Origin of the sequence: Streptomyces sp. NPDC007346, from assembly GCF_040703535.1 — a bacterium.
In the GTDB taxonomy this organism is placed as follows: domain Bacteria; phylum Actinomycetota; class Actinomycetes; order Streptomycetales; family Streptomycetaceae; genus Streptomyces.
Map to the genome: position 1 here is coordinate 64013 of NZ_JBEYKR010000013.1, position 19366 is coordinate 83378.

Consider the following 19366-nt stretch of genomic DNA (forward strand, 5'->3'; position numbering starts at 1 on the left):
TTCTCCGATCGACGACAACAGGAACGACACGAAAGTAGGGCCGGGGAGCGCGGCCCGGCAACCGGTTTTACGGCGGCGCGGCTACGGCGCCGGCGATCCGCCGGTCAGCACGCGCCGCCGAGCAGTTCGGTCAGGCTCCGGTCCAGGTCCAGATGGCGGTACTCGTCACCCACCGGCACCAGCTCCTGCACCCGCTCCAGGAAGCGGCGCAGCTCCGCCGTGCGCACGTGGACCATGGCGATGCCCTCGGCCGCGTGGAACTCCAGCACCGTCCGCTCGTACCCGAACGGCCTGACCCGCACGTCCCCCTCCCCGGCGGCGGTCTCGACGCCCGCCGTCAGCAGCTCACGGGAGAACTCCCAGGACACCTCGGTGCCCTCCAGGGTGGCCGGGGCCGGGAACGCCATCCGCACGGCGAAGGGGTCCTTGCGGTCGTAACTCAAAGTGGCCGGCAGGGTTTCCATCCGCGGGGCGGACGCGACCATGCGGGCCTGCACGGACTGCTCGATAACGCTGGACAAGACCTGCTCCCTCTCGCGGCTGGGTGAACGGTTCCCGGCATTGGAGTAGACGACGGAACGCATCGATCCGTGCACCGGCGGGTGGCGTGAGCTGCGTCACCGCCCACGCCCCGCCTCTCCTCCGCGCTCTCCTGCACCCTCGCCCTCCTGCCCGCTTCTGGGCCGCCCACCCTGACCGGTGTGCGCTCCGGCGGGGAAGAAGGCCCAAGAGGCCGTGGCCGCTCTGCCTACTGGCCTGGCAACTCCTGCTTGAACGGGGCGAGTTCGGGTGCCGTCCTGGTCGCGATGAATTCCGTGACCCGGTAGGCGCAGACCCCGTGCACGGCGAAGGGGTCGGCCGCGGCGATCTCCTCGATCCGCTTCCGGTCGTCCCCGACGGCGAGGATCACCCCGCCGTCACGGGGGTTCTTGCGGCCCGACGCGATGAAGACGCCCGCGGCGTACTGCTCGTCGAGCCAGGCGATGTGCTCCCGCATCAGCGCGTCCGCGCGCTCGGCCGGAGCCGTGTAGGTCAATTCGAGTACGAACATGATCGTCAGGCTACGGGACGGGGGACGCCCCGACACCGCCTAAGCTGCTGGTCATGACTACGCAGCCCCCTCCCGCCCATGAGACCCCCGCGGACGAAGCCGAGGGCCGGGCGATCCAGGACCGCCTGCGCGGGCTGGTGGTGCTGGACGAGCCGGGCCCGGCGCCCGGCAGCGGCCTGGTGACCGGGGTCGACGTGGCGTACGACGACGAGAAGGACGTGGTGGTCGCGGCCGCCGTCGTCCTGGACGCCGAGACGCTGGAGACCGTCGACGAGGCCACCGCGGTCGGCAGGATCACCTTCCCCTACGTCCCCGGCCTGCTGGCCTTCCGCGAGATCCCCACCGTGCTGGAGGCCCTGGAGTCGCTGACCGTCGACCCCGGCCTCGTCATCTGCGACGGCTACGGCCTCGCCCACCCGCGCCGCTTCGGGCTCGCCAGCCACCTGGGCGTGCTCACCGGGCTGCCCGTGATCGGCGTCGGCAAGAACCCCTTCACCTTCTCGTACGAAGCCCCCGGCCCCCGGCGCGGCGACTCCTCCTCGCTGGTGGACGGCGACGAGGTGGTGGGCCGGGCGCTGCGCACCCAGGAGAACACCAACCCGGTCTTCGTCTCCGTCGGCCACCGCATCAGCCTCGACAACGCCTGCGCCCACACCCTGCGCTTGGCCCGCCGCTTCCGCCAGCCCGAGAGCACCCGCCGGGCGGACGCCCTGTGCCGGCAGACCCTGCGGGAAGCGACCGCCTGAGACCGGGCGTCATCCACGGGATGCGATTGAGTACGTGTACGGATGGCGTAAACCGGCCTTGCTGGGCAGGCTGAACATATGAACACCTCTCGCACAGCCGTCCGCACCGCGCCCCTCGACGCCGCCCAGCGGCGCATCGCACTCGGTATGGCCCTCGGCGGGGTGGTCGGCCTCGTCTGGCTGGGCGCGATGCTCTACACGCTGGTCAGCTGGATCTTCTAGCGCCTCTCCCCGGTCGGTGCTCGCTCACCGCACCGCCGCCACCCGGAAGCGCAGCCCCGCCGCGCTCAGGCGCTCCAGCAGCGCGTCGCCCATCGCCGTCGCCGTGGTGACCTGGCCGGAAGTCTCCGGAAGCTCGTCCAGGGCGAGGCACAGGGCCGACTCGGCGAGGATCTTGGCCGTCTCGTCGTAGCCCGGATCGCCGCCGGACACCTCGGTGAAGACCCGTCGGCCGCCGCCCTCGCCGACGAAGCGGACGGTGAACCAGCTCCGCCCGCGGCGCTCCGCGTCCGGCCCCCGCCCCGCCGCGTACCGCCCCATCAGCCACTCGCGCACGGGCCCGACCTGCGCGGCGGCGACCAGCGCGCCCACGGCCGCCGGACCCCCCAGGGCCATCGGAAGGGTCCTGACCGAGGCGAAGTGGCGGTAGCGGAAGTTGGGGCCGTACCGCTTGAGCGCCCGCGCGGAGCGCCCCACGACCGCCGGGTCCACCGTCGGCAGCGGCAGCGCCCAGGCGCCCGTGGCCCCGTCGAAGTGGGGGGAGCCGGTGGGGGTGCGGACCCGGCGCCCCGCCTGGCGCGGCTCGTACAGGCGCCGCTCCCGGGCCGCGAGCAGCATCTGCGGGCCGCGGCCCATCGCGGTGAGCGCCGAGGCGAACGTACCGCCGGAGAACACGGCGTTGCTGCGGACGAAACCGTCGACGGTCAGGGGCACGCCCTCGGGCAGCTGCCGGACCGTGAAGTAGGCCCCCAGGTCATGGGGTACGGAGTCGAAGCCGCAGGCGTGCACGATGCGGGCGCCCGTCTCCCGGGCCCGCGCGTCGTGGCGTACGTAGGTCCGGTCGATGAACTCCGCCTCGCCGGTGAGGTCCAGATAGTCCGTCCCGGCCTCCGCGCAGGCGGCGACGAGCTTCTCGCCGTACAGGATGTACGGGCCCACGGTGGTGGCCACCACCCGTGCGGAGGCGGCCAGTTCGCGCAGCGCGTCCTCGTCGTCGGCGTCGCTCTCCAGCAGCGGCAGCCCGGCGCACCCCGGGTCGATCTCCGTGAGCCGCTCGCGCAGCCGTTCCAGCTTGGAGCGGCTGCGGCCGGCCAGCCCCCAGCGCAGCTGCTCGGGGGCGTGTGCCGCCAGGTACTCGGCCGTGAGTATCCCCACGAAGCCGGTGGCGCCGAAAAGCACGAGGTCCAGGGGGCGTGCCGCCCCGTTCTGCCTGTTCACGAATACCTCCGGGCACGGGGACGGGTGGAGACGTGGCAGGCAGGCTAACGGAGGGGGCCGACGGGGCTGCGGCCGGGCGGGGCACAGGCGCTGCGCGTGGAAGGTCCGGCGGGGATGCGAGAGGATCGCGGGAAGAACTAAGCGCTTGCTCGGCCCGAGGGGTTGTGCGGAGCGTGGCGCCTTCTTAACATCATTGATGTTACATCGGTTGTGTCACACCCCTGGGGGCTCAAGGATGACAAGGACCGGGCACGGCCCGCTGACGGGCGTCCGTGTCGTCGAGCTGGCGGGCATCGGCCCCGGCCCCTTCGCGGCGATGCTGCTGGCGGACCTCGGGGCGGACGTCGTACGCGTCGACCGGCCCGGCGGCCCGGCGCTCGGCATCGACCCCGCGTACGACATCACCAACCGCAACAAACGCTCCGTCCTCGTCGACCTCAAGCGGGAGGGCGGCGCCGACCGCGTCCTCGACCTGGCCGAACGCGCCGACATCCTGATCGAGGGGTACCGCCCCGGCGTCGCCGAACGGCTCGGCGTCGGGCCCGAGGCCTGCCTCGCCCGCAACCCGAGGCTGGTCTACGGGCGGATGACCGGCTGGGGCCAGGACGGGCCGCTGGCGCAGCGGGCCGGGCACGACATCGCCTACCTCGCCCTCACCGGCACCCTCTCCATGATCGGCAGGCCGGACGAGCCGCCCGTGGTCCCCGCCAACCTGGTCGGTGACTACGCGGGCGGCTCGCTCTACCTCGTCGTCGGGGTCCTCGCCGCCCTCCAGCACGCCCGCACCCCCGGCGGCGCCGGGCAGGTGGTGGACGCGGCGATCGTCGACGGCGCCGCCCACCTCGCCTCGATGATCCACGGCATGCTGGCCGCCGGGAGCTGGCAGGACCGGCGCGGGACCAACCTGCTGGACGGCGGCTGCCCCTTCTACGGCACCTACGCCACCTCCGACGGCGGCCACATGGCGGTCGGCCCGCTGGAGGGACAGTTCTACGCGGAGTTCGTCCGCCTCCTGGGCCTGGCGGACGCCTTCCCCGACCGGTGGGAGCTGGCCCGCTGGGACGAGCTGCGCGCCGCCGTCGCCGAGCGTTTCCTGACCCGTACGCGTGCGGAGTGGACCGAGGTGTTCGAGGGCACCGACGCCTGCGTGGCCCCCGTCCTCTCGCTCCGCGAGGCCCCGCACCACCCGCACCTGGCCGCCCGCTCCACCTTCGTCGAGCACAGCGGCATCGCCCAGCCCGCCCCCGCCCCGCGCTTCTCCGCCACCCCCGTCTCCGTCCGCAGCGGCCCCGCACGGCCGGGCGCCGACACGGACGACGTCGCCGCCGACTGGGACGTACCGGGGCTCCGGCCCGACCCTCACGACTAGGAGACCCTGTGCAACGCCAGATCTTCACCGAGGAGCACGACGCGTTCCGCGAGACCGTCCGGGCCTTCCTGGCCAAGGAGGTGCTCCCGCACTACGAGCAGTGGGAGCGCGACGGCATCGTCTCCCGCGACGCCTGGCTCGCCGCCGGGCGCGCCGGGCTGCTCGGCCTCGCCGTCCCCGAGGAGTACGGGGGCGGCGGCTCCACCGACTTCCGCTACAGCGCCGTCCTCGCCGAGGAGTTCACCCGCGCCGGGGCGCCCGGCCTGGCGATCGGCCTGCACAACGACATCATCGGCCCCTACCTCACCGGCCTGGCCACCGAGGAGCAGAAGCGGCGCTGGCTCCCCGGCTTCTGCTCCGGCGAGACCATCACCGCCATCGCCATGACCGAACCGGGCGCGGGCTCCGACCTCCAGGCCATCCGCACCACCGCCGAGGACAAGGGCGACCACTGGCTGCTCAACGGATCGAAGACCTTCATCTCCAACGGCATCCTCGCCGACCTGGTGATCGTCGTCGCCAGGACCACCCCGGACGGCGGCGCCAAGGGGCTCTCGCTGATCGTCGTCGAGCGCGGAGCGGAGGGGTTCGAGCGGGGCCGCAACCTCGACAAGATCGGCCAGAAGTCGCAGGACACCGCCGAGTTGTTCTTCAACGACGTCCGCGTCCCCAAGGAGAACCTCCTCGGTGAGCTGGACGGCGCGTTCATCCACCTGATGACCAACCTGGCCCAGGAGCGCATGGGCATAGCGGTCGCCGGGATCGCCGCCGCCGAACACCTGCTGGAGATCACGACGCGGTACGTCAAGGAGCGCGAGGCCTTCGGGCGCCCGCTGGCCAAGCTCCAGCACATCCGGTTCGAGATCGCGGAGATGGCCACCGAGTGCGCCGTCACCCGGACGTTCCTCGACCGGTGCATCGTCGACCACTCCGACGGCGTCCTGGACGCGGTCCACGCCTCCATGGCCAAGTGGTGGGCCACCGAACTGCAAAAGCGCGTCGCCGACCGCTGCCTCCAACTCCACGGCGGCTACGGCTACATGAGCGAGTACCCGGTCGCCAAGGCGTTCACCGACGGCCGTATCCAGACCATCTACGGCGGCACGACCGAGATCATGAAGGAGATCATCGGCCGTTCGCTGCTCGCCTGACCACCTCCTCGCCCCCTCTCCGCCACCCTGCGAACTCTCCGCCACCCTGCGAAAGGCAGCTGTCTTGAGTACCGAAGCATTCGTCTACGACGCGATCCGCACCCCGCGCGGCCGTGGCAAGGCCAACGGCGCCCTGCACGGCACCAAGCCGATCGACCTGGTCGTCGGCCTCATCCACGAGATCCAGGGGCGCTTCCCGGACCTGGACCCGGCCGCCATCGACGACATCGTCCTCGGCGTGGTCAGCCCGCTCGGCGACCAGGGCTCCGACATCGCGAGGATCGCCGCCATCGCCGCCGGGCTGCCCGACTCCGTCGCCGGTGTCCAGGAGAACCGCTTCTGTGCCTCGGGCCTGGAGGCGGTCAACCTGGCCGCCGCAAAGGTGCGTTCGGGCTGGGAGGACCTCGTCCTGGCCGGTGGCGTCGAGTCGATGTCCCGGGTGCCGATGGGCTCGGACGGCGGGGCCTGGGCGATGGACCCGATGACCAGCTTCGAGACCGGCTTCGCCCCGCAGGGCATCGGCGCCGACCTCATCGCCACCATCGAGGGGTTCAGCCGCCGTGACGTCGACGAGTACGCCGCCCTCTCCCAGGAGCGCGCCGCCGCCGCCTGGAAGGACGGCCGCTTCGCCCGCTCCGTCGTCCCGGTCAAGGACCGCAACGGCCTGCTGGTCCTGGACCACGACGAGCACATGCGCCCCGGCACCACCGCCGACTCCCTCGCCGGCCTCAAGCCGTCCTTCGCCACCATCGGTGACCTGGGAGGCTTCGACGCGGTGGCGCTCCAGAAGTACCACTGGGTCGAGAAGATCGACCACGTCCACCACGCGGGCAACTCCTCCGGCATCGTCGACGGCGCCGCCCTCGTCGCCATCGGCTCCCAGGAGGTCGGCGAGCGCTACGGCCTCACGCCGCGCGCCCGCATCGTCTCCGCCGCCGTCTCCGGCTCCGAGCCCACCATCATGCTCACCGGCCCCGCCCCCGCCACCCGCAAGGCGCTCGCCAAGGCCGGGCTCACCATCGACGACATCGACCTCGTCGAGATCAACGAGGCCTTCGCCGGGGTCGTCCTGCGCTTCGTCAAGGACATGGGACTGAGCCTGGACAAGGTCAACGTCAACGGCGGCGCCATCGCGCTCGGCCACCCCCTCGGTGCGACCGGCGCGATGATCCTCGGCACCGTCATCGACGAACTGGAGCGCCGCGACCAGCGGTTCGGCCTGGTCACCCTCTGCGTCGGCGGCGGCATGGGCGTCGCGACCATCGTCGAACGCATCTGACCTGTTCCCGGCACCACCTTCCTACGGAGAAGACACCGACATGACCGAGAGCACCACCATCCGCTGGGAACAGGACGAGACCGGCGTCGTCACCCTCGTCCTCGACGACCCCGACCAGTCCGCCAACACGATGAACCAGGCCTTCAAGGACTCCATCGCGGCCATCGCGGACCGCGCCGAGGCCGAGAAGGACTCCATCCGCGGCATCATCTACACCTCCGCCAAGAAGACCTTCTTCGCGGGCGGCGACCTCAAGGACATGATCAAGGTCGGCCCCGAGAACGCCCAGGCCGCCTTCGACACCGGCACCGCCATCAAGCGCTCGCTGCGCCGCATCGAGACCCTCGGCAAGCCCGTCGTCGCGGCCATCAACGGCGCTGCCCTCGGCGGCGGTTACGAGATCGCGCTCGCCTCCCACCACCGGATCGCGCTCGACGCCCCCGGCTCCCGCATCGGCCTGCCCGAGGTCACCCTCGGCCTGCTCCCGGCGGGCGGCGGCGTCACCCGCACCGTACGCCTCATGGGCATCGCCGACGCGCTGCTCAAGGTGCTCCTCCAGGGCACCCAGTACACCCCGCGGCGGGCCCTGGAGAACGGCCTCGTCCACGAAGTCGCCGCCACCCGCGAGGAGATGCTGGCCAAGGCCCGCGCCTTCATCGACGCCAACCCCGAGTCCCAGCAGCCCTGGGACGTCAAGGGCTACCGCATCCCCGGCGGCACCCCCTCCCACCCCAAGTTCGCGGCCAACCTCCCCGCGTTCCCCGCCAACTTGAAGAAGCAGATCGCGGGCGCGCCCATGCCCGCGCCGCGCAACATCCTGGCGGCGGCCGTCGAGGGCTCCCAGGTCGACTTCGAGACCGCCCTGACCATCGAGGCCCGGTACTTCACCGAGCTGGTCACCGGCCAGGTCTCCAAGAACATGATCCAGGCGTTCTTCTTCGACCTCCAGGCCGTCAACTCCGGTGCCAACCGGCCCGACGACGTCCCCGAGCGCCCGGTGCGCAAGGTCGCCGTCCTCGGCGCCGGCATGATGGGCGCGGGCATCGCCTACTCCTGCGCCAAGGCCGGCATCGACGTCGTCCTCAAGGACGTCTCCACCGAGGCGGCCGCCAAGGGCAAGGCGTACAGCGAGAAGCTGCTCGCCAAGGCGCTCTCCCGGGGCCGTACGACGGAGGCGAAGCGCGACGAGCTGCTGGCCCGCATCACCCCGACCGGCGAGGTGGCCGACCTCGCGGGCTGCGACGCGGTGATCGAGGCCGTCTTCGAGGACACCGCGCTCAAGCACAAGGTGTTCCAGGAGATCCAGGACGTCATCGAGCCCGACGCCCTGCTCTGCTCCAACACCTCCACCCTCCCCATCACGGTCCTCGCCGAGGGAGTGTCCCGCCCGGCCGACTTCATCGGCCTGCACTTCTTCTCACCGGTCGACAAGATGCCGCTCGTCGAGATCATCAAGGGCGAGCGGACCGGCGACGAGGCGCTGGCCCGCGCCTTCGACCTCGTACGACGCATCAAGAAGACGCCGATCGTCGTCAACGACTCGCGCGGCTTCTTCACCTCGCGCGTCATCGGCCAGTTCATCAACGAGGGCGTCGCCATGGTCGGCGAGGGCGTCGAGCCCGCCTCGATCGAGCAGGCCGCCGCCCAGTCCGGCTACCCGGCCAAGGTGCTCTCCCTGATGGACGAGCTGACCCTGACCCTGCCGCGCAAGATCCGCGACGAGACCAGGCGGGCGGTGGAGGAGGCCGGCGGCACCTGGCCCGGCCACCCCGCCGACGAGGTCATCGACCGGATGGTCGACGAGTTCGGCCGCCCCGGGCGCAGCGGGGGAGCCGGCTTCTACGACTACGACGACGAGGGCAGGCGCGCAGGCCTCTGGCCCGGCCTGCGCGAGCACTTCACGAAGGCCGACGCGGACGTGCCCTTCGAGGACATGAAGGAGCGGATGCTCTTCTCCGAGGCACTGGACAGCGTCCGCTGCCTGGAGGAGAACGTCCTCATCTCCGTCGCCGACGCCAACATCGGCTCCATCATGGGGATCGGCTTCCCGCCGTGGACCGGCGGCGTGCTCCAGTACATCAACGGGTACGAGGGCGGCCTGCCCGGTTTCGTGGCCCGCGCCCGGGAGCTGGCCGAGCGCTACGGCGACCGGTTCCTGCCGCCCGCGCTCCTGGTGGACAAGGCCGCGAAGGGCGAGACCTTCCACGACTGAGGCCGTCGCGCACCGTGTTCACCGCCGCTGTCACTCGGCGGTGAACGCGGTCCGCAGCTCCTCCTTGAGCGAGCGCTGAAAGGCCGTCACCAGCGCCTGCACCACGATCGGTTGCATGTGCGCCGACAGCGACTTCATCGCCGCCACATGCTCCGGATCGCCCTCGCGCTCCCGGTAGGGGTTCCACACCTCGTCCCGGAACAGCCGGGTCATCTCCTGGGCGGCCGAGCGGGTGTGCTCCAGCAGCACGGTCCGCGCCGCCAGGATCGTCTCGTGCGCGATCGGCACGTCCAGCAGCTCCACCCCGAGCCGCAGCAGCCCCAGGTCCACCCGGTACGCCCCGCCCTCCTCCTGCGGCCGCACCAGGACCCCCATGGCCGCCAGCCGGTCCACATCCGGCTCCGCCAGCGCCCGCCCCGCCCGCCGCTCCAGCTCCGCCCCCGTCATGTCCTCCGCCGTGTCCGGCGCCCAGGACGCCACCAGCGCCCGGTGGATCGCCAGATCGTGGGCGCTCAGGTCGGGCGGCAGCTGCTCCAGATAGCGTTCGATGGCGGCCAGCGTCATGCCCTGGTGCTGAAGCTCCTCGATCAGCGCGAGCCGGGAGAGGTGATCGGCCCCGTAGTGCCCGACCCGGCGCGGCCCGATGACCGGGGGCGGCAGCAGGCCCCGGGTGCTGTAGAACCGCACGGTACGCACGGTGACCCCGGCGCGCGCCGCCAGCTCGTCCACCGTGAGCGTGGGCTCGTCGGTCCCCGTCGCCATCTCTGCTCCCCGCCGTCGGACCCTCGCACCGGACAGTGCCGCTGTCTCACCATTACTGTGAAAGTCTCCGGCACCGGGGCCCCGCCGTCCACCCCGGCCCGTTGTCAGTGGGGGCCCGTACGGTGAAGCCATGTCGGGGATCACGTATGTACGGGGGGACGCCACCGCGCCGCAGGGCAGGAGCGTCAAGGTGATAGCCCATGTCTGCAACGACCTGGGCGGCTGACCGCCCCGGGGGTGTGCGTGTGACGGTGTGCGACCACCATGGGCGCCCGTGGGCTCCGCCGCCCCCGGACCCCGCCGCTGCGGTCTCCGCCGGGTGCGAGGGACCATGGAGGGGAGGGACGGGCAGCGCACGGCAGGCCCGTCGGGACCGTGGGAGCACCGGATGAGCAGCACGAAGGATGCGGGGGGCCCTCCGCCTCCCCCGCCCGGCGGTGTCCTGTGGAGCCTGGCCGGTGACATCCGGGCCCTGCTGATGCTGCCCGCCGCCCTGACGCTTCAGGTCGCCCACCCGGCCGTCGGCGCGGGCGTCGACGAGCACTCCGTCTTCCGCACCGACCCGTGGGGGCGCGGCGAACGCTCCCTGCGCTCGCTCCAGCTCTGGGTGTACGGCGGCGCGGAGGCGGCCGAGGAGGGCCGCAGGCTGCGCCGGCTCCACCGCACCATCCGGGGCACCGACACCCGGGGCCGCGCCTACCACGCGCTGGCCCCCGCCAACTACGCCTGGGTGCACGCCACCGGCTTCCCGGTCTACCGGCACGCGGCGCGCTACTTGATCCGGCCCATGAGCCCCGCCCAGGAGCGCGCCCTGTACGCGGAGTGGCTCCGGGTCGGCCGGATACTCGGCATCCACGACCGGGACATGCCGCAGACGATCGAGGAGTTCTGGCCGTACTGGGAGAAGATGCTCGCCAAGGAGATCGAGGCGACGGCCGTGGTGCGTGAACTGGTCGCCGTCGACCAGCCCGTCCCGCCACCGGACCGAGGCCCGTGGGCGCTGCGGGCGGTCCTGCGGGCCCTGTGGCCGGTGCTGCTGCCACCGCTGGCCCGCTTCCGCAGGTTCGTCACCACAGGCCTCATGCCGCCGGACGCCCGCGCCGTGCTCGGACTGCCGTGGACGGCGGCCCAGGAGAAGCGGCTGCGGCGGCTCTGCGCGGTGCTGCGGGTCGTCGTCCCCGTACTCCCCGAGCGGCTGCGGTACCTGCCGAGGGCGCGGGCGGCCCGCGCCGCCCGGCGATCGGCGGCGTACACGACCGCAGGCCGTCGGAACGGCTGAACCACACCGCTCCGACGACCCCCGATGGATCGCGTACAGCGGTCAGCGGTGGCCGTGACCCCCGTGACCGTGCTCGCCGTGCTCCCCGTGACCGTGACCGTGGTCCCGGTGGTCATGGATCGTGTTGGTCGCCGCGATCTTCTTCCAGGACGCCGGCTGCTCCGGCCGGACCGCCGCACGGGCCGACAGCGCGCCCCGGCCGGCCCCCGCCGTGGACGCCGCCGGAAGCGCCGGCCGCTTCGGCTGGTACAGCCAGGTGTCGAAGAGGCCCGCCAGCGGCTTGCCCGAGACCCGCTCCGCGTACCGCAGGAAGTCGCCCACGGTCGCGTTGGAGTGCGCCTTCTCGGTCGGCCACCCCTTCAGCAGGGCGAAGAAGGTCTCGTCGCCGACCTCGTTGCGCAGCGCCTGGAGCGCCAGCGCCCCCCGGTCGTAGACGGCGAGGTGGAACTGGTTGTCCGGACCCGGGTCGCCCGGCTTCACCTTCCAGAACGGGTCGTCGGCCGGGTGCTGGGCGTAGACGTAGTCCGCCAGCTCCTGCGCGGTGCCCTCGCCCTCCTTCTCCGACCAGAGCCACTGGCTGTAGCGGGCGAAGCCCTCGTTGATCCAGATGTCCTTCCAGCCGTCGACCGAGACGCTGTTGCCGTACCACTGGTGCGCGATCTCATGGACGACGACCGAGACGTTGGCGCCGTCGGCGAACTGCCGCGGGCTGTAGAAGGGCCGCGTCTGGGTCTCCAGGGCGAAGCCGCTCGTCACATTGGGGACATAGCCGCCGAGCGCGTTGAACGGGTACGGGCCGAAGATCTCGGTCAGCCACTCGGCGACCTCGGTGGTCCGCTCGATGCTGGCACGGGCGGCACCGGCATGGGCGCCGAGGTCCTTGCTGTAGGCGTTGAGCACCGGCAGGCCGTCGGCGGTCCTGTCGGTCGTGATGTCGAACTTCCCGATCGCGAGCGTCGAGAGGTAGGTGGCCTGCGGTTTGTCGGAGCGCCAGTTGAAGCGGGTCCAGCCGAGCCGGGAACTCTGCGACTGGAGCACCCCGTTGCTGATCGCCTGCGTGCCGTCCGGCACGGAGACCGAGATGTCGTACGTGGCCTTGTCGAGCGGGTGGTCGTTGCTCGGGTACCACCAGACCGCCGACTCGGGCTCCTGGGCGGCGACGCCGCCGTCCGGGGTCCGGGCCCAGGCGGTCCAGCCGTCGATCTTCAGCTCGGAGGGCTTCCCGGCGTAACGGACGACCACCGTGACGTCCTTGCCCTTCGCCAGGGGCTGCGCCGGGGTGACCTCCAGCTCATGGTCGCCGCTCGTGGCGAAGGAGGCCGGCCTGCCGTTGACCCGCACCTCGGAGACGGCGAGCCCGAAGTCGAGGTTGAAGCGGGTCAGCTCCTGTCCGGTGGTGGCGAGGATCGTCGCCGTGCCCTCCAGCAGGTCGGTCGCCGGCTCGTACTTCAGCCGCAGGTCGTAGTGGGAGACGTCGTAGCCACCGTTTCCGCTGGCCGGGTAGTAGGGGTCGCCGATACCCGGGGCGCCCACGGTGCCTGTGGCGGCCGATGCCGGGATCGCCAGCACGAGGGTGGCCGCCAGAGCGCTGGGGACGATGAATCTGCGGTGCACGCATACTCCAAGTCGTCGGGACGGTCGACCGGGTGGGGACGGGTCCGACCCGGTCGTCGTACCGGACCGGGGAGGGTCCCGGCCCGGTCGTCGTACCGGACCGGGGAGGGTCCCGGCCCGGTCGTGCAACCGGGCGGGGGATGGTTCCGACCGGTCAGGAAAGAGGCTAAGCAGCCCGCCGGGCAGGACGGTCGAATCCGGGCATCCCTGTCACACGATCGCCATGACCTCGTCACGACCGGCAGTGATCGCCCCCTGTTGCACAGGAGTTCACACGGGTAACGTCCGCAGCGCCGACAGACCGGGCGGGGAGCGTGGTGTCCGTCGCGCCCACTTTGCGCACGCCGCGCTCGTACTCCGCCCGTACGCCGCACCCCGCGCCCGTACGCCGCACGCACCGCTCGTACACCGCCCGTACTCCGCTCGTACTCCGGGAGGCAGCCGCTGATGACCCCTCGCACCACCCGCGCGCTCCGTATGCTCAGCCCGCACCCGTGGCTCGGGCCGGTCGCCGGACCCGGGCGTCCGCCGTCCGGTGCGGGGCGCCGCGGCCCGGCCGGCCTGCGCCGGAGTGCGGTGGTGGCCGGGGTCCTGGCGGCGCTGGCGGTCCCCTTCGCCATCGCACCCGCCGAGGCCGCGCCCCGTCCGCCGCGCACCGGGTTCGAGACGAGCGAGGGAGCGCGCTGGACCGGGCCGGGGGAGGAGCAGGCCTTCCTGGGGGCGGTGGACCGGGCGAGCGACCGGGTCGGCGTCGACCGGATCGGGACCACGAAGGAGGGCCGCCTCCTCCAGCTCGTACGCATCGGCGAGCAGCGCCCCGCCGCCACCACGGTCCTGCTGATCTGCAGTCAGCACGGGGACGAGCCCGCCGGACGTGAGGCCTGTCTGACCACCCTGCGCGACCTGGCCTTCGCCGAGGACCGCGCCACCCGCGCCCTCCTCTCCCGTACGACGGTGCTGGTGCTGCCCACCGCCAACCCGGACGGGCGCGCCGCCGCCACCAGGGGCAACGCCGACGGCGTCGACATCAACCGGGACCACATCGCCCTGGAGACTGCGGAGGGCCGGGCCATCGCCGCCGTCATCCGCGACGAACGGCCGGATGTGATCTACGACTTGCACGAGTACGTGGCCACGCAGCCGTACTACGACAAGGACCTCTTCGTGCTGTGGCCCCGCAACCTGAACGTGTCGAGCCGGATCCGCAGCGCGTCCCGGACCCTCTCGGAGCAGTACGTGCGGCCCGCCGCGACCGCCGGCGGCCACTACGGCATCTGGACCGATCCGGCCACCGGCGACCCCGTCAAGCAGACCGCCGGCGACGGCCAGGAACGCATCCTGCGCAACACCTCCGGCCTCAAGCACGCGGTCGGCCTCCTCGTCGAGTCACGCATCGACGCCCTGAGCGAGGCCGAGAAGGACGACCCGGCCCTCAACCACCGCCGCAGGGTCGACTCCCAGCGCACGGCGCTCGGCGGTCTCCTCGACTTCGCGCAGGAGCAGGGCGCCCGCATCCGGGCGGCCACCGCGCTCTCGCGCCTGACCGGATCGGCCGACCGCGGCCCCGTCCACCTGGACGGCGCGGACAACGAACCGGCCGCACCCGGCGAGATCCTCACCGACCCGCCGTGCGGCTACCGGCTCGACGCGGCCCGGTACGCGGCGGTGAAGGACACGCTCGCCCTGCACGGCGTCCGGGCCCACCGGGACGGCGATGGCGCGTATGTGCCGCTGCGCCAGTCGGCCCGAAACCTGATCCCCCTGCTCCTCGACCGGCGGGCGGCCCATTCCCTCACCTATGGTCAAGCCGATACGGCTTGTTGATCCTTCGAGAACGTAGGCAGGTGTGGTACTGCCTACGGAGAGCGTTTTTCGGACTCGGTGAAAGGTGCATTTGTGTCCCAGGACGACCAGCCGGCGGAGGGCCGGGAGGAACTGTCGGTCACGGCGGACCTCCCCCCCGACCCGGTCAGCACGAGGGCCCCGACCACCGACCGGGTGGTGTTCGGCGTCACGGCGGTCCTCACCCTCGCCTTCGTCATCTGGGGCGCGACCGCCACCGATTCGCTGGAGACCGCCTCCGGCAAGCTGCTCAACGGGCTCATCCACAACGGCGGCTGGGCCTTCATGCTCGCCGCCTCGGGCTTCGTCATCTTCGCCCTCTGGCTGGCCATCAGCCGCTACGGGAAGATCTCCCTCGGCCAGGAGGGCGAGAAGCCGGAGTTCCGGACCATCTCCTGGGTCGCGATGATGTTCAGCGCCGGTATGGGCATCGGGCTGATGTTCTGGGGCGTGAGCGAGCCCCTGGCCCACTTCCGTACCCCGCCGCCGGGCACCGACCCCGCCGACTCGGCCGAGGCCATGCAGACGGCGATGGCCACCACCCTCTTCCACTGGACGCTGCACCCCTGGGCGATCTACGCGGTGGTCGGCCTCGCCATCGCCTACAGCGCCTACCGGATGCGCAGGCGCCAGACGATCAGCGCGGTCTTCGAGCCGCTGATCGGCAAGCGCCACGCCCACGGAGGCTTCGGGCGCTTCATCGACATCCTGGCCATCTTCGCGACGCTTTTCGGCTCGGCGGCCTCGCTGGGCCTCGGCGCGCTCCAGATCGGCAGCGGAATCCAGGAGCTGGACTGGCTGGAGAAGGCCGGCACCGGCCTCCTCGTCGCCATCATCGCCGTGCTGACGGTCGGCTTCGTCGCCTCCGCGGTCTCCGGTGTGGAGAAGGGCATCCAGTGGCTCTCCAACATCAACATGGTGCTGGCCCTGCTGCTGGTCGTGTTCGTCTTCATCGCCGGTCCCACGATCTTCGTGCTCGACCTGATCCCCACCTCGCTGGGTGCCTACATCAGCGACCTCGGACAGCTCGCCGGCCGCACCGAGGCCACCGGCGGCGGTGAGGTGGCCGACTGGCTCGGCGGCTGGACCGTCTTCTACTGGGCCTGGTGGATCTCCTGGACGCCCTTCGTCGGCATGTTCATCGCCCGGATCAGCCGCGGCCGCACGATCCGCCAGTTCGTCGGCGGCGTCATCCTGGTCCCCAGCACCGTCAGCCTGATCTGGTTCTCCGTCTTCGGCGGCACGGCCATGAAGGTGGACGAGGCGGGCAAGCTCACCGGCGCCGACACCCCCGAGGCGCAGCTCTTCGGCGTCCTCCAGGAGTTCCCGATCGCCACCGTGACGAGCATTTTGGTCATGATCCTCGTCGGCATCTTCTTCGTCTCCGGTGCCGACGCCGCCTCGATCGTCATGGGCACGCTCTCCCAGCGGGGCGTCCTCGAACCGGGGAAGTGGGTCGTCATCTTCTGGGGTGTCGTGACCGGGGCCGTGGCCGCGGTCATGCTGCTCATCGGTGACGGCAAGGAGAACGCGCTGGAGGGGCTCCAGAACCTCACGATCCTGGTCGCCGCCCCCTTCGTCGTCGTGATGCTCGGCATGTGCGTGGCCCTGATGCGGGACCTGCGCAGGGACCCGCAGATCGTCCGCCAGGAGTTCGGCGTGGAGGCGGTCGAGTCCGCGGTGATCGAGGGGCACGCCAAGTACGACGGCGACTTCGAGATCCGTATCGGCCCCGGCACGACGGTCACCACGGACGAACGCCACAAGGAGGCCCCGGTGAAGAAGCGCCCCCAGGACGACTGACCCCGAGTACCACCGCGCGGCGGCGGCTCAGCCCACCAGGGCGGCCGCCGCCCGCGCGCAGCCCCAGGCCACGGTCACCCCCGCACCGCCGTGCCCGTAGTTGTGCACCAGCAGACCACCGCCCGGCAGGGCCTGGGCCTCGATCCGCACCCCGGCCTCCCGCACCGGCCGCAGCCCCACCCGGTGCCCCAGCACCCGGGCGCCGGCGATCTCCGGCCGGACCCGCGCACACCGCGCCACGATCTCCCGCGCCACCGCCGCGTCGGGCTCCCGGCGTTCGTCGTCCACCTGCGCCGTACCGCCCAGCACCAGACCGGCCGGCTGCGGGAAGAAGTACGTCGTCGCCGCGGACGCCGGATCCGCCTCGGTGAACCACTCCCCGATCCCGGGGTTCTCCACCACGACCAGCTGCCCCCGCACCGGCCGCACCCCCGCGTCCGGCACCAGCTCGCGCGCCCCCAGCCCCGTGCAGTTCACCACCACCGGACTATGCGCCGCCGCCTCCTCGAACCCCGCCACCGCACGCCGCTCCACCGCGCCGCCCGCCGCCACCAGCCGGCGCTCCAGCCACGCCAGGTGGACCGGCATGTCCAGCAGCGGCAGCGTCACCCGCAGCCCCTCGGCCACCTCCACCGCGCCCTTCAGCTCCGCGGCCCAGGCCCCCAGCGCCGCGAACCGCTCACCGCCGTGCACCCCCGCCACCAGGCGTACGCCGGTCCCCCCGGGCCCGGCCGCCAGCTCCTCGTACACCGCGAGCGTCTCCAGCGACCAGGCGCCGACCCGCTCGGCCGGCTCGATCCGGTAGGGCCACCACAGCGCCCCCGCCACCGCCGAGGTCGTCGCCCCGGCCGGGTCGCGCGACCAGACCCGCACCCGCAGCCCGCGCTCGGCCAGCGTCACGGCGGTGGTGAGCCCGATGACCCCGCCGCCCACCACGATCACATCCGTCACCACGGTCACTCCCGTCACCTGTCGTCCGTACCCCGGTCGACGGGTGCACGCCCGTCGCTGCACGGACGCTAACGGAATCCGGAGGCCAGGGGCACAGGGCGAAGGGCCTGGAGCGCCGGAGACTAGAATCGGCCCCCTGATGACTGCCACCCTCGTCGCCAAGGACCTCGCCGCCGGACACGGCGACCGCACACTCTTCGCCGGACTCGACCTCGTCGTCGCCCCCGGAGACGTGATCGGTCTCGTCGGAGTCAACGGCGCCGGAAAATCCTCCCTGCTCCGCCTGCTCGCCGGGCTCGACCGCCCCGAGGAGGGCGAGCTGCGGCTCTCCCCGCCCACCGCCACCGTCGGCCACCTCCCGCAGGAGCCCGAGCGGCGCGAGGGCGAGACCGTGGCCGCGTTCCTGGCCCGCCGCACCGGGGTCGCCGACGCCCAGCGCGCCATGGACGAGGCGACGGAGGGCCTGGTCGCGGGGGCTCCGGGCGCGGACGACGCGTACTCCGAGACCCTGGAGCGCTGGCTCGCCCTCGGCGGCGCCGACCTGGAGGAGCGGGCCGCGCAGGTCGCCGCCGAGCTGGGGCTGACCGTGAGCCTGGACCTGCCCATGACGGCGCTCTCCGGCGGCCAGGCGGCCCGCGCCGGACTCGCCTCGCTGCTGCTCTCCCGCTACGACGTCTTCCTGCTGGACGAGCCCACCAACGACCTGGACCTCGACGGCCTGGAGCGCCTGGAGCGCTTCGTCTCGGGACTGCGCGCCGGGACCGTCGTCATCAGCCACGACCGCGAGTTCCTGATGCGCACGGTCACCAAGGTGCTGGAGCTCGACCTCGCCCAGCAGCAGATCAACCTCTACGGCGGTGGCTACGCGGCCTACCTGGAGGAGCGCGAGACCGCGCGCCGGCACGCCCGCGAGGGGTACGAGGAGTACGCCGACAAGAAGGCCGCCCTCGAAGCGCGCGGCCACATGCAGCGCTCCTGGATGGACAAGGGTGTCAAGAACGCCCGCCGCAAGGCCACCGACGGCGACAAGCTCGGCCGCAACGCCCGCAGCGAGGCGAGCGAGAAGCAGGCGGCCAAGGCCCGGCAGACCCAGCGCATGATCGAGCGCCTGGACACCGTCGAGGAGCCGCGCAAGGAGTGGGAGCTGCGGATGGAGATCGCCACCGCCCCCCGCTCCGGATCGGTCGTCGCGACCCTGCGCGAAGCCCAGGTGGTGCGCGGTGACTTCTCCTTCGGCCCCGCCTCCCTCCAGATCGACTGGGCCGACCGGGTCGCCATCACCGGCGCCAACGGCGCGGGCAAGTCCACCCTGCTCGCCGCCCTGTTGGAGCGGCTCCCGCTCGACTCCGGCCACGCCGCGCTCGGTTCGGGCGTCGTGGTCGGCGAGGTCGACCAGGCCCGCAGGCTCTTCCTCGGATCGCAGTCGCTGCTGGAGGCCTTCTGCGCCGCCGTACCCGACACGGAACCGGCCGAAGTCCGCACGCTGCTCGCCAAGTTCGGCCTGCGCGCCGACCATGTGATGCGCCCGGCCACCAGCCTCTCCCCAGGCGAGCGCACCCGCGCCGCCCTCGCCCTGCTCCAGGGGCGCGGCGTCAACCTCCTGGTGCTCGACGAGCCGACGAACCACCTGGACCTGCCCGCCATCGAGCAGTTGGAGGCGGCCCTGGAGAGCTACACGGGCACCTTGCTGCTGGTCACCCACGACCGGCGGATGCTGGAGGCGGTCCGCACCACACGCCGCATCGAGGTGGCCGACGGCCGGGTCAAGGAAGTCTGAGCGCGCCTACGGAGCAGTACGGGGGCGGGGGGGGGGCGCCCCCGGCGGGCCCCCCCCCCGACCACCCGGGGGGAGCGCCCCCCGCCCCCCAGC

16 protein-coding genes and 1 pseudogene are annotated in these 19366 nt (G+C 72.3%); 11 read left to right on the forward strand and 6 right to left on the reverse strand.

The genetic code is table 11. From position 1 onward, the window contains the following. Nucleotides 1-104: 104 nt before the first annotated feature. Both AB0917_RS06780 and AB0917_RS06785 read right to left on the reverse strand, forming a co-directional pair. Nucleotides 105-521, reverse strand: a complete 417-nt coding sequence (locus AB0917_RS06780; RefSeq protein WP_366818404.1) for an SsgA family sporulation/cell division regulator — start codon at nucleotides 519-521, stop codon at nucleotides 105-107. Nucleotides 522-748: 227 nt separating this feature from the next. Next, entirely contained in the window at nucleotides 749-1051 is a 303-nt protein-coding gene (locus AB0917_RS06785) for a YciI family protein (RefSeq protein ID WP_366818405.1), read from the reverse strand. 53 nt (nucleotides 1052-1104) lie between these two features. Here AB0917_RS06785 and AB0917_RS06790 point away from each other — a divergent pair, with 53 nt between their 5' ends. Both AB0917_RS06790 and AB0917_RS06795 read left to right on the forward strand, forming a co-directional pair. Beyond that, nucleotides 1105-1797 carry an endonuclease V gene (locus AB0917_RS06790; RefSeq protein WP_366818406.1) on the forward strand — a complete coding sequence of 231 codons (693 nt, stop codon included), beginning with the start codon at nucleotides 1105-1107 and terminating at the stop codon, nucleotides 1795-1797. Between the two features lie 78 nt (nucleotides 1798-1875). Continuing rightward, nucleotides 1876-2019 carry a hypothetical protein gene (locus AB0917_RS06795; protein WP_366818407.1) on the forward strand — a complete coding sequence of 48 codons (144 nt, stop codon included), beginning with the start codon at nucleotides 1876-1878 and terminating at the stop codon, nucleotides 2017-2019. 24 nt (nucleotides 2020-2043) lie between these two features. On the opposite strand, the gene AB0917_RS06800 is transcribed toward AB0917_RS06795, so the two are convergent. Further along, entirely contained in the window at nucleotides 2044-3234 is a 1191-nt protein-coding gene (locus AB0917_RS06800) for a saccharopine dehydrogenase NADP-binding domain-containing protein (RefSeq protein ID WP_366818408.1), read from the reverse strand. A gap of 235 nt (nucleotides 3235-3469) precedes the next feature. Here AB0917_RS06800 and AB0917_RS06805 point away from each other — a divergent pair, with 235 nt between their 5' ends. The 4 genes from AB0917_RS06805 to AB0917_RS06820 all read left to right on the forward strand — a co-directional run bounded on the left by AB0917_RS06805 (nucleotide 3470) and on the right by AB0917_RS06820 (nucleotide 9245). Further along, nucleotides 3470-4603, forward strand: coding sequence for a CaiB/BaiF CoA-transferase family protein (locus AB0917_RS06805; RefSeq protein WP_366818409.1), 1134 nt, complete (start codon nucleotides 3470-3472; stop codon nucleotides 4601-4603). An 8-nt stretch (nucleotides 4604-4611) separates the two neighbouring features. After that, nucleotides 4612-5754 (forward strand): acyl-CoA dehydrogenase family protein, encoded by a 1143-nt coding sequence (locus AB0917_RS06810; protein ID WP_366818410.1) that lies wholly within the window; start codon nucleotides 4612-4614, stop codon nucleotides 5752-5754. Between the two features lie 64 nt (nucleotides 5755-5818). After that, nucleotides 5819-7033: an acetyl-CoA C-acetyltransferase gene (locus AB0917_RS06815; RefSeq protein WP_366818411.1), complete on the forward strand. Its 1215-nt coding sequence runs from the start codon at nucleotides 5819-5821 to the stop codon at nucleotides 7031-7033. Nucleotides 7034-7073: 40 nt separating this feature from the next. Beyond that, a complete protein-coding gene (locus AB0917_RS06820; RefSeq protein ID WP_366818412.1) occupies nucleotides 7074-9245 on the forward strand; it encodes a 3-hydroxyacyl-CoA dehydrogenase NAD-binding domain-containing protein in 2172 nt (723 codons plus the stop codon). A 30-nt stretch (nucleotides 9246-9275) separates the two neighbouring features. Here the strand turns inward: AB0917_RS06820 and AB0917_RS06825 are convergent, their stop codons facing one another. Then, nucleotides 9276-10007, reverse strand: a complete 732-nt coding sequence (locus tag AB0917_RS06825; protein ID WP_366818413.1) for a MerR family transcriptional regulator — start codon at nucleotides 10005-10007, stop codon at nucleotides 9276-9278. Between the two features lie 130 nt (nucleotides 10008-10137). Here AB0917_RS06825 and AB0917_RS06830 point away from each other — a divergent pair. Both AB0917_RS06830 and AB0917_RS06835 read left to right on the forward strand, forming a co-directional pair. Continuing rightward, nucleotides 10138-10230, forward strand: a pseudogene (locus tag AB0917_RS06830) (Appr-1-p processing protein); the annotation flags it as partial. A 165-nt stretch (nucleotides 10231-10395) separates the two neighbouring features. After that, a complete protein-coding gene (locus tag AB0917_RS06835; protein WP_366818414.1) occupies nucleotides 10396-11286 on the forward strand; it encodes an oxygenase MpaB family protein in 891 nt (296 codons plus the stop codon). A 42-nt stretch (nucleotides 11287-11328) separates the two neighbouring features. On the opposite strand, the gene AB0917_RS06840 is transcribed toward AB0917_RS06835, so the two are convergent. Further along, complete coding sequence (locus tag AB0917_RS06840) at nucleotides 11329-12900, reverse strand: M1 family metallopeptidase (protein WP_366818415.1); 1572 nt, start codon at nucleotides 12898-12900, stop codon at nucleotides 11329-11331. Nucleotides 12901-13347: 447 nt separating this feature from the next. Here AB0917_RS06840 and AB0917_RS06845 point away from each other — a divergent pair, with 447 nt between their 5' ends. Both AB0917_RS06845 and AB0917_RS06850 read left to right on the forward strand, forming a co-directional pair. After that, the gene (locus AB0917_RS06845; protein WP_366818416.1) at nucleotides 13348-14724 is read left to right on the forward strand and encodes a M14 family metallocarboxypeptidase; all 1377 of its coding nucleotides are present in this window, start codon (nucleotides 13348-13350) and stop codon (nucleotides 14722-14724) included. 72 nt (nucleotides 14725-14796) lie between these two features. Next, nucleotides 14797-16545, forward strand: coding sequence for a BCCT family transporter (locus AB0917_RS06850; RefSeq protein WP_366818418.1), 1749 nt, complete (start codon nucleotides 14797-14799; stop codon nucleotides 16543-16545). A 27-nt stretch (nucleotides 16546-16572) separates the two neighbouring features. On the opposite strand, the gene AB0917_RS06855 is transcribed toward AB0917_RS06850, so the two are convergent. Continuing rightward, on the reverse strand, nucleotides 16573-17505 hold the full coding sequence (locus AB0917_RS06855) for an FAD-dependent oxidoreductase (protein WP_366818421.1): 933 nt from the start codon (nucleotides 17503-17505) through the stop codon (nucleotides 16573-16575). Between the two features lie 130 nt (nucleotides 17506-17635). Here AB0917_RS06855 and AB0917_RS06860 point away from each other — a divergent pair, with 130 nt between their 5' ends. After that, nucleotides 17636-19273 carry an ABC-F family ATP-binding cassette domain-containing protein gene (locus AB0917_RS06860; protein ID WP_366818419.1) on the forward strand — a complete coding sequence of 546 codons (1638 nt, stop codon included), beginning with the start codon at nucleotides 17636-17638 and terminating at the stop codon, nucleotides 19271-19273. The last annotated feature ends 93 nt before the right edge of the window (nucleotides 19274-19366 follow it).